This is a genomic window from Flavobacterium sp., from assembly GCF_049318185.1.
In the GTDB taxonomy this organism is placed as follows: domain Bacteria; phylum Bacteroidota; class Bacteroidia; order Flavobacteriales; family Flavobacteriaceae; genus Flavobacterium.
This window is the reverse complement of the sequence record NZ_JBMOGV010000100.1, coordinates 1-8,640: the sequence shown is the minus strand read 5'-3', so window position 1 is coordinate 8,640 and position 8,640 is coordinate 1. Positions and strand designations below refer to the sequence as shown.

Annotated in this window: 12 protein-coding genes; 9 read left to right on the top strand and 3 right to left on the bottom strand. The window is 30.8% G+C overall.

Annotation, left to right across the window (positions count from 1 at the left end):
- The first annotated feature begins 104 nt into the window (after positions 1–104).
- Together ACOYLT_RS09075 and ACOYLT_RS09070 are read left to right on the top strand one after the other, a co-directional pair.
- The gene (locus ACOYLT_RS09075; protein WP_422853540.1) at positions 105–602 is read left to right on the top strand and encodes a DUF6452 family protein; all 498 of its coding nucleotides are present in this window, start codon (positions 105–107) and stop codon (positions 600–602) included.
- Positions 574–1,335 (top strand): DUF6048 family protein, encoded by a 762-nt coding sequence (locus ACOYLT_RS09070; RefSeq protein ID WP_422853539.1) that lies wholly within the window; start codon positions 574–576, stop codon positions 1,333–1,335. The genes ACOYLT_RS09075 and ACOYLT_RS09070 overlap by 29 nt, the downstream gene beginning before the upstream one ends.
- Here ACOYLT_RS09070 and ACOYLT_RS09065 read toward each other — a convergent pair.
- Positions 1,332–1,562, bottom strand: a complete 231-nt coding sequence (locus ACOYLT_RS09065) for a hypothetical protein (RefSeq protein ID WP_422853538.1) — start codon at positions 1,560–1,562, stop codon at positions 1,332–1,334. The genes ACOYLT_RS09070 and ACOYLT_RS09065 overlap by 4 nt on opposite strands.
- Positions 1,563–1,723: 161 nt before the next feature.
- On the opposite strand from ACOYLT_RS09065, the gene ACOYLT_RS09060 reads away from it, so the two are divergent.
- A complete protein-coding gene (locus ACOYLT_RS09060; protein ID WP_422853537.1) occupies positions 1,724–3,235 on the top strand; it encodes a thioredoxin-like domain-containing protein in 1,512 nt (503 codons plus the stop codon).
- A 1-nt stretch (position 3,236) separates the two neighbouring features.
- On the opposite strand, the gene ACOYLT_RS09055 is transcribed toward ACOYLT_RS09060, so the two are convergent.
- Positions 3,237–4,403 carry a THUMP domain-containing class I SAM-dependent RNA methyltransferase gene (locus ACOYLT_RS09055; RefSeq protein ID WP_422853536.1) on the bottom strand — a complete coding sequence of 389 codons (1,167 nt, stop codon included), beginning with the start codon at positions 4,401–4,403 and terminating at the stop codon, positions 3,237–3,239.
- Positions 4,404–4,489: 86 nt separating this feature from the next.
- Between ACOYLT_RS09055 and ACOYLT_RS09050 the strand changes: the two genes are divergently transcribed.
- From ACOYLT_RS09050 to ACOYLT_RS09025, 6 genes are read left to right on the top strand one after another with little or no spacing between them, the layout of a single operon-like run.
- Positions 4,490–5,254, top strand: coding sequence for a class I SAM-dependent methyltransferase (locus ACOYLT_RS09050; RefSeq protein ID WP_422853535.1), 765 nt, complete (start codon positions 4,490–4,492; stop codon positions 5,252–5,254).
- The gene (locus ACOYLT_RS09045; protein WP_422853534.1) at positions 5,255–5,923 is read left to right on the top strand and encodes a ZIP family metal transporter; all 669 of its coding nucleotides are present in this window, start codon (positions 5,255–5,257) and stop codon (positions 5,921–5,923) included.
- A 49-nt stretch (positions 5,924–5,972) separates the two neighbouring features.
- Positions 5,973–6,785 (top strand): N-acetylmuramic acid 6-phosphate etherase, encoded by an 813-nt coding sequence (gene murQ, locus ACOYLT_RS09040; protein WP_422853533.1) that lies wholly within the window; start codon positions 5,973–5,975, stop codon positions 6,783–6,785.
- A gap of 34 nt (positions 6,786–6,819) precedes the next feature.
- Positions 6,820–7,044: a DUF6095 family protein gene (locus ACOYLT_RS09035; RefSeq protein WP_422853532.1), complete on the top strand. Its 225-nt coding sequence runs from the start codon at positions 6,820–6,822 to the stop codon at positions 7,042–7,044.
- A gap of 36 nt (positions 7,045–7,080) precedes the next feature.
- Entirely contained in the window at positions 7,081–7,446 is a 366-nt protein-coding gene (locus ACOYLT_RS09030; protein ID WP_422853531.1) for a DNA topoisomerase IV, read from the top strand.
- 33 nt (positions 7,447–7,479) lie between these two features.
- Complete coding sequence (locus ACOYLT_RS09025; protein ID WP_422853530.1) at positions 7,480–8,340, top strand: TerC family protein; 861 nt, start codon at positions 7,480–7,482, stop codon at positions 8,338–8,340.
- 30 nt (positions 8,341–8,370) lie between these two features.
- Here ACOYLT_RS09025 and ACOYLT_RS09020 read toward each other — a convergent pair.
- Positions 8,371–8,640: hypothetical protein (locus ACOYLT_RS09020; RefSeq protein WP_422853529.1), on the bottom strand; the 270-nt coding region annotated here is incomplete at its 5' end.

Genomic DNA, 8,640 nt, shown 5'->3' with positions numbered 1-8,640 from the left:
GAAAATGTTGTACTTTTGGAACTTAGATAAGTAAATAGTGAAAAGTGTCAATTAAATAGACTTTGCTAATCACTTTTTACTAATCACTAATTACTAAAATAAATATGAAAAAAATATTACTATTACTATTTGTTGCATTTTTCTTCTCGAGTTGTGAGAAAGATGATATTTGCAGCGAAGATACCACACCACGATTGATAATAGAATTTTATGATATAGCCAATCCTGCTAACACAAAAAATGTTTCAAGTCTCAAAGTTACTGGAGTTGGACAAAGTGTTCCTTTGAAAACGTATAGTGGAGTAAGCAAAATAGAATTGCCTTTAAACATAACAACAACTTCAACAAAATATAGTTTAATAACAAATAGTTCTATTTCTTCACTTATTCCAAACGAAGACTTTCTAGAATTTAATTATGTTCACCAAAATATATATGTTTCGAGAGCTTGTGGTTATAAAACTACTTTCGATTTGAATACTACAGATGGAGTTCTATTAACTGACGCTGCTTCACCTGATTTACTTTGGATACAAGACATTAACATACGAACTACTAATATTGACAATGAAAATGAAACACATATCAAAATTTACTTTTAGTATTGGATTGGTATTGGTATGTTTCATTGGCAATGCACAAGAGACAGTCACCAAGAAAAAAGATAGTATTCCAGTTAAAAAAGAAAGATACGGATTGCGAGTTGGGGTTGATTTATACAAACTATCGCGTTCTTTTTATGAAACAGACTATCGCGGATTAGAACTTGTTTGTGATTATCGATTAACACGAAGACATTTTTTGGCTGCTGAAATAGGAAACGAAAACAAAACAGTTGATGAGAATCAATTGAATTTTACTACCAAAGGAACTTACTTAAAAGTTGGCTTTGATTATAACACTTATGAAAACTGGCTTAACATGGAAAATATCATTTCAGTTGGGTTACGATATGGTGTAAGTAGTTTTAGTCAAACTTTGAACAATTATACGGTATACAATCCTAATCCTTATTTTGGAGAAACTCCATTAATAGTTTCAGGGGATAATTATGATGGATTAACAGCCCAATGGGTTGAAGTAGTAGCTGGTATTAAAGCTAAAGTTTTTAATAATGTTTTCGTAGGTTTTAGTTTTAGACTTAATAGGATGTTATCACAAAAACTTCCAAATAATTTTGACAATTTATATATACCAGGATTTAACAGAACCTATAATGGAGATTATGGTGTAGGTTTTAATTATACTATTTCCTATTTCATTCCATTATATAAAACAACTGTAAAAGCAAAAGTTAAAAAAGTGGAAATATCAAAAAAGGATAAGAAGAATTAAAATTTCTTAATTCCTTTAACAAACAACCATTTCATGAAAATTTTATCACCCTCACTTGTTTTTACCGCTTGAAATTTTGGTGCTAAAATAGTACTCACTACAAAAGCTGTTACTGGTAACCAAAAACTATATAAACCAGTATAAACTCCCAATAGAAAGCGTAATAATATAAAAATAGTTGCAAAACAAACTAAATTGTAAAGTAAAGCTTTGGTATTATTTGACACTTCGCAATTTTAATTTTGATTAATATTTTCAAAAGTAGTACAAATAAATAAAATACATAAACTAGGTATTTGTTATTTTTAAGTAAACTTTAAAAATTTCAGCTATTATTTATTTTAAAAATACATTATTTTTGATTTTTAAAATTTACAATAGAAAAACTATGAAAAAAATATTTATAATCTTAATTTTAAGTTGCTCTTCATTTTTTGCTAATGCTCAATCAGGTTATGATATTACTATAAATTTAAAAAACTGTAAAGATACTTTAGCTTATCTGACCTTCTACCAATTTGATAAAACATTAATTAAAGATACTTGTACTACTATTAAAAATGGTGAAATAGTTTTTAAAGGCAAAAACAAACTTGATAAAGGTATTTATTCTCTTGTAAGTCAAGGAAAATCTATTGTATTTGATTTTTTTATTGATGAAAGTACACAGAATTTAGAAATAAATAGTGAATATGGAGTTGATATTTTAAACAATGTTAAAGTAGTCAATTCAAATAGAGAAAATGAATTTTTTAATTACTTGAAATATATAAGTCAACAAAATAAAGACTTTCAAGATTTAAAGTCAAAAACCGAACTTAAAACAAAAAAAGACACCTTGGCACTAGCTGAAAAGCAAAAAACATTTGAGCAAAAGATTGTAGATTATGAAGAAAAGTTCATCATTCAAAATAAAGGTTCTTATATTGCTGATGTTTTAAATATCAAAACAGAAAAAAAATTGATTGATATCCCTAAAGCTTCAAATGGGAGACCAGATAGCCTAGCAGTATATAATTTTTATAAAAAACATTATTGGGATAATGTTGATTTTAATGATGACGGCACGATCAGAAATCCATTCTTTATTAATAAACTTAAGAAATATTTTGACAATGTGGTGGTAACTCATCCTGACTCAGTTGCTGTAGAAATTGATAGAATGATGAATAAAACGGTTCAAGGAAGTTTAATCAATAAATTATTATTAGCCCATTTTACTTATACGTATGAGACTTCAAAAATAATGGGGTTTGATAAAGTTTTTGTTCACATGTCCGACAACTATTTTAAAACCGGAAAAGCTTTTGGAATTTATGATGATGAAGAGGTAGTAAAAAAAATAATTAAACGTGCTGACAAACTAAAACCACTATTGGTTGGTGCAACTGCTCAAGATTTATTTATGATTAAAGCGGAAGATTATGATAAAATGAAAACTATGGGATTTGAGAATGCAAAGAATAGTGAAGAAATGACCAAAGTTTTTTATGACCATGTGAATGAAGTCAATAAAATGTGGGTTAAGTTAAGCGATGTCAAGGCAGATTATACAATACTCGTTTTTTGGGATGTGGATTGCGGTCATTGCCAAAAAGAAATTCCTAAACTTTTAGACGTATACAATGACTTACTAAAAGAAAAGAAAGATGTAAAAGTATATAGTGTTTATATGCAACACGAAGGCGAAAAATACCTAAAATATATAGCAGAGCATAAACTTCCTTGGATAAACGTATATGACGGAGCACATTACAATAATGCCATTGAGAAATATGATGTTTATTCTACTCCAGTAATTTATATTTTAGATAAAAACAAGGTCATCAAAGCCAAACGAATTGAAGCGGATAATGTGACAACCATTATTAAAGCTATTGAATTAGAAAACAAAAAGTAATTTACTCTTCTTCTGTTGTTTGAAACTTAGTTCTCTTGCTACCTTCATACATTTCATATTTTACCAATCGTGCTTCCAGACTTCCGTTGAAAAGCTTAATTTTCCTCGAAGGACGAAGTCCAACAAATTTCAAAGCTTCAAGATTACCTGTAATAAACCACGCATTTGTATTGGAATAGTTGTTCTTTAATGTATCACCTATTTCTCTGTAAAAACGTTCTAATTCAATATCTAAACGCTCGCCATATGGTGGATTAAATACCATGTGCAATGGACCAGCAATTTCCTTTTTGGTCTCAAAGAAATTAGCTTGTGAGATGGTTACGTAATCATCAAGATTAGCATTTTGTATATTATCTTTGGCTTTCTGAACAGCACTTGGTGCTTTGTCGTAGCCAACGATAGTATAATGAAACTCTTTGGTACGTTTCATTAACGCATCGATAATTTGGTCAAACAAATCGTTGTCCCAATCGTTCCATTTCTCAAAAGCAAATTCTTTTCTGTTAATATTGGCCGGAATGTTACACGCAATCATAGCAGCTTCTGCCAAAATAGTTCCCGAACCACACATTGGATCTAGAAAATCAGAACTTCCATCCCAACCCGAAAGCAATAACATTCCTGCTGCCAAAACTTCGTTTATAGGAGCAATATTTGTTGCGGTTCTGTAACCTCTTTGATGCAATGAAGTGCCAGAAGTATCAAGGGCAACCGAAACTTGGTCTCTATCAATATGAATATTTATTCGCAAATCGGGAAAATCTTTATCAATCGATGGGCGTTGTCCCGTTTTATCTCTAAACTGGTCAACGATAGCGTCTTTGGCTTTTTGTGAAACAAATTGTGAGTGCTTAAAATTGTCTGAGTGAATGGTAGTATCAATAACAAAAGTTTGATTACCATTAAGATAGTTACTCCAATCGATGCCTTGTATTCCTTTATATAAGTTTAAATCATTTGTAGCACGGAAATAATAAATCGGTTTTAGAACTTTCAAAGCTGTACGTAGTGACAAATTGGCTTTATACATAAAACCTTTGTCGCCTTTGAAACTTACAGCACGAGTACCAATTTCAACATCTTGAGCTCCTAATTGTTGTAATTCTTTACCTAATATTTCTTCAAAACCAAAAAAAGTTTTGGCTACCATTTTAAAATTTTCCATGTCAATTTTAATTCAAACTTTAAATTTGAAATTCATCGGTAAAAATACATTAATTTTGCGTTTTAAGAATTCATTTAAAATATTAAATGTCAGATATAACAAATCCTAAATCCCAAATTCTAAATCCCAATTCAAATAATTGGTATACCTCTTGGTTTGACACTCCATACTACCACATTTTATATAAGGACAGAAACTATCGTGAAGCGCAAATCTTCATGGATAATCTCACGCATTATTTAAACTTGCCCGAAAAAGCCAAAGTTCTTGATTTAGCTTGTGGAAAAGGTCGTCACTCAATTTATTTAAATCAATTAGGATTTAACGTAATCGGTGCCGATTTATCTGAAAACAGCATAGTAGAAGCCAATAAAAATGCTAATGAAACTTTACACTTTGTAGTGCACGATAAACGCGAACCTTTTCAAGATAAGTTTGATGCTATTTTTAATTTGTTCACCAGTTTTGGCTACTTCGAAAAGGAAGAAGACAATATAAAAACGCTTATTTCCATCAAAGAAAGTCTTTCGGAATACGGTTTCGCGGTAATCGACTTTATGAATATTTATACAGTTCTTGAAAATCTAATTCCAAATGAAATTAAAGAAGTTGATGGTATCACATTTCATATTAAACGCTATTTATTAGATGGTTTTATTATTAAAGAAATAGATTTTGAAGATAAAGGAAAGAAATTTCATTTTACAGAAAAAGTAAGAGCGTATAATTTAGAAGATTTTCAATCCATGATGGATGAAGCTGGAATATATTTATTGGATACTTTTGGAGACTACAAGCTAAAGAAATTTCATAAAAATACTAGTGAAAGATTAATAATGATATTCAAATAAATGAATTACATACTTCCTTTATTATCAGTTATTTTGGGCTATGCAATTGCATTATTTATTAAACCTAAAAAGAAAAATAATCTTAAGCTTTTATTAGCTTTCAGTGGTTCGTTTTTACTATCGATAACGGTGATGCATTTGTTACCAGATGTTTATGAAAGTCATAATCTCTCTGTTGGGATTTTTATTATGCTTGGGATTTTATTTCAAATCATATTAGAGTTTTTCTCTAAAGGAGCCGAACACGGTCACGTTCACGGTCATGATAAATTGATACAAATGCCATGGCTATTGTTTATTAGTTTGTGTATTCATGCATTTCTAGAAGGTTTTCCTGTGGGACGACACCACGATTTGGCCTACGGAATTGCCATTCACCACTTACCCATCGCCATTATCTTAACTACATTTTTTCTTAACGCTCAGTTGAATAAAAACGCTTTGTTTTTGTTCATGGTTTCTTTTGCCATTATGACACCTTTAGGAACATTTGTTTCTGACAACTTCCCTATTCTCAATCAATATTACACTCAAATTACCGCCATCGTCATCGGAATTCTGTTTCATATTTCTTCAACAATTATCTTTGAAAGTAGCGAAGGTCATAAGTTTAATATTGCCAAGATTTCGGTAATTATTTTAGGGATTTTGTTGGCATATTTTGTATAAATTTAGATCAAATCATATATAATATAATTTTATATTTTAAAGCATTAAAATGAACTTCACCAAAACAACTGAACAATCCTCACACTACGAACATTTAGAAAAAATGTCGGTTAATGAGTTGTTATCCAATATCAATAACGAAGACAAAACCGTTCCACATGCTGTTGAAAAATCATTACCACAAATTGAAGATTTAGTTACTAAAATCGTGGAGAAAATGAAACTCGGTGGACGCTTATTCTATATTGGTGCAGGAACTTCTGGTCGATTAGGAATCGTGGATGCTTCGGAATGTCCGCCTACTTTTGGTGTACCTTTTGATTTAGTTAATGGAATTATTGCAGGTGGAGACAAAGCCATTCGACGTGCTGTTGAAAATGCCGAAGATAACGCAACTCAAGCTTGGATAGATTTACAAGAAAATAACATTTCAGAAAACGATATTGTGATAGGTATTGCTGCATCGGGAACAACGCCTTATGTCATTGGTGGTTTGGAAAAATGTAATGAGAATAATATTATCACAGGTTGCATAACATGTAATGAAGGAAGTCCGTTAGCATTAACAGCACAATTTCCTGTAATAGTCGTTGTAGGACCAGAATTTGTAACCGGAAGTTCGAGAATGAAAGCTGGAACAGCTCAAAAGTTGGTGTTAAACATGATTTCAACTGCTACCATGATACAACTCGGCAAAGTGAAAGGCAACAAAATGATCGATATGCAACTGAGCAATGACAAACTTGTTGATCGTGGTGTTAAAATGATTATGTCTGAAATTCCTGTGAGTTATGAAGAAGCTTCGGCATTGTTATCTAATTACGGGAGCGTTAGAAAAGCAGTGGATAGTTATACTAATTGATAATTGATAATTGATAATTGATAATTATATAAAAATGTTTGGTAAAAAAGAACTACTAGAAAAAGGAATTAAATTTATGCTTTACGCTCTGCCTCTTATGTTTATTGGCCCAAGTGTGATTTATAATGCTTTTATCAATAAGCAAAATGTTTGGCATTATTTGGTTTTAGCTGTTGGCGTTTTTCTTTGTTTTTTAGCAGTATATTTTCTATTTAAAGGAATTAAAAGTGTAACAGACGCATTTTTTAATCATGAATAACAGTAACTAACTAAAGAAATGAAATGAAATGAAATAATGAAAACAACACTACTCCTACTCTCGATATTCCTTATTTCTTGTTCTAATAAAGAACGGAAATGTCAAGATTTCAAAACTGGCACATTTGAATTTACACAAGAAATTCAAGGTAAAAAACAAACGTCAACTTTCATTAGAACTGAAAACTTGCAAATAGAAACGTTTAATGGAAAAACAGATACGGCTTCTGTTCGATGGGTAAACGATTGCGAATTTATATTGCAAAAACTACATCCCAAAACCATGAATGAACAAAAAGCAATTAGCATGACAATTTTGACAACTGACAAGAATAGTTATACTTTTGAATATTCGTTTGTGGGAGATGCCAAAAAACAACGTGGCGTTGTAACAAAAAAATAATAACTACGTTTAATAGCTAAACTATAACCTATAATGATGGATATTTTATTTACACCAAATGCTTTAATTGCGTTACTGACATTAACTTTTTTAGAAATTATCCTTGGCATTGACAACATTGTTTTTCTTTCGATAGTTTCAGGAAAATTAAAAGCTGAAGACCAACCTAAAGCCAGGAGAATAGGTTTGCTTTTAGCAATGTTATTCAGAATAATTTTATTGTTCGGAATCACTTGGGTTTTAAGTTTACAAGATACCCTATTTTCTATTGAATGGGGATTTTTTGAAGCTCATGTTACAGGACAAAGTTTGATTATTTTTGGTGGGGGATTATTTCTTTTGTATAAATCAGTGTCCGAAATTCACCATAAACTAGAAGGTGATGAAGAAGGAACTACTGGGAAAGCGAGCAATAGTTTGTCACAAGCGATTGTTCAAATTGCCTTGTTAAATATTGTTTTTTCGTTTGATAGCATTTTAACCGCAGTAGGAATGGTAAGCATGAAAGAGCCAGGGGCTGGAGGTTTTGGTTACGAAGGCGCCTTACTCATTATGATTTTATCGGTAGTTATTTCTATAATTATTATGATGATTTTTGCCGGACCAGTTTCTAAATTCGTTAACGAACATCCAACAATTCAAATTTTGGGTTTATCGTTCTTAATACTTATTGGAGTGATGCTTTTGGCAGAAGGTTCTCATTTAGCCCATTTCCGTTTTGGAAATGATGTTGAAGTAACTAGTATTCCAAAAGGCTATTTATACTTCTCCATTTTCTTCTCCTTGTTTGTAGAATTCTTGAATCTGAGAATGAAGAAAACCAGAAATATAGTAAAATTGCATAACAACAAAATTGTAGATAAAAAACTAAAGGATTCTGATGTAACAGACTAAAAAAATACTCCCAAGAATTGGGAGTATTTTTTATTCTAAACTTAAGGTTATCTGACCGTCATCGTCAGTTTCTGTTTGAATATCATCTGAAACAACAGTTTCATCACTGACTTCCATTTCTTCTAGTTGCACTTCTTCTAGTTCTTCAAAAGGTAATGACTCTAATAAATTTACTTGTTTTAATTTATCGACTGTCAATTGGTTTCCTATTGCTTTGATACCTTTTACAGATATGAATTGTTCCAAATCAACTGTGATTGTATCTTTTTGAATTCCTTTTACTTTAGCAAAAATAATTTC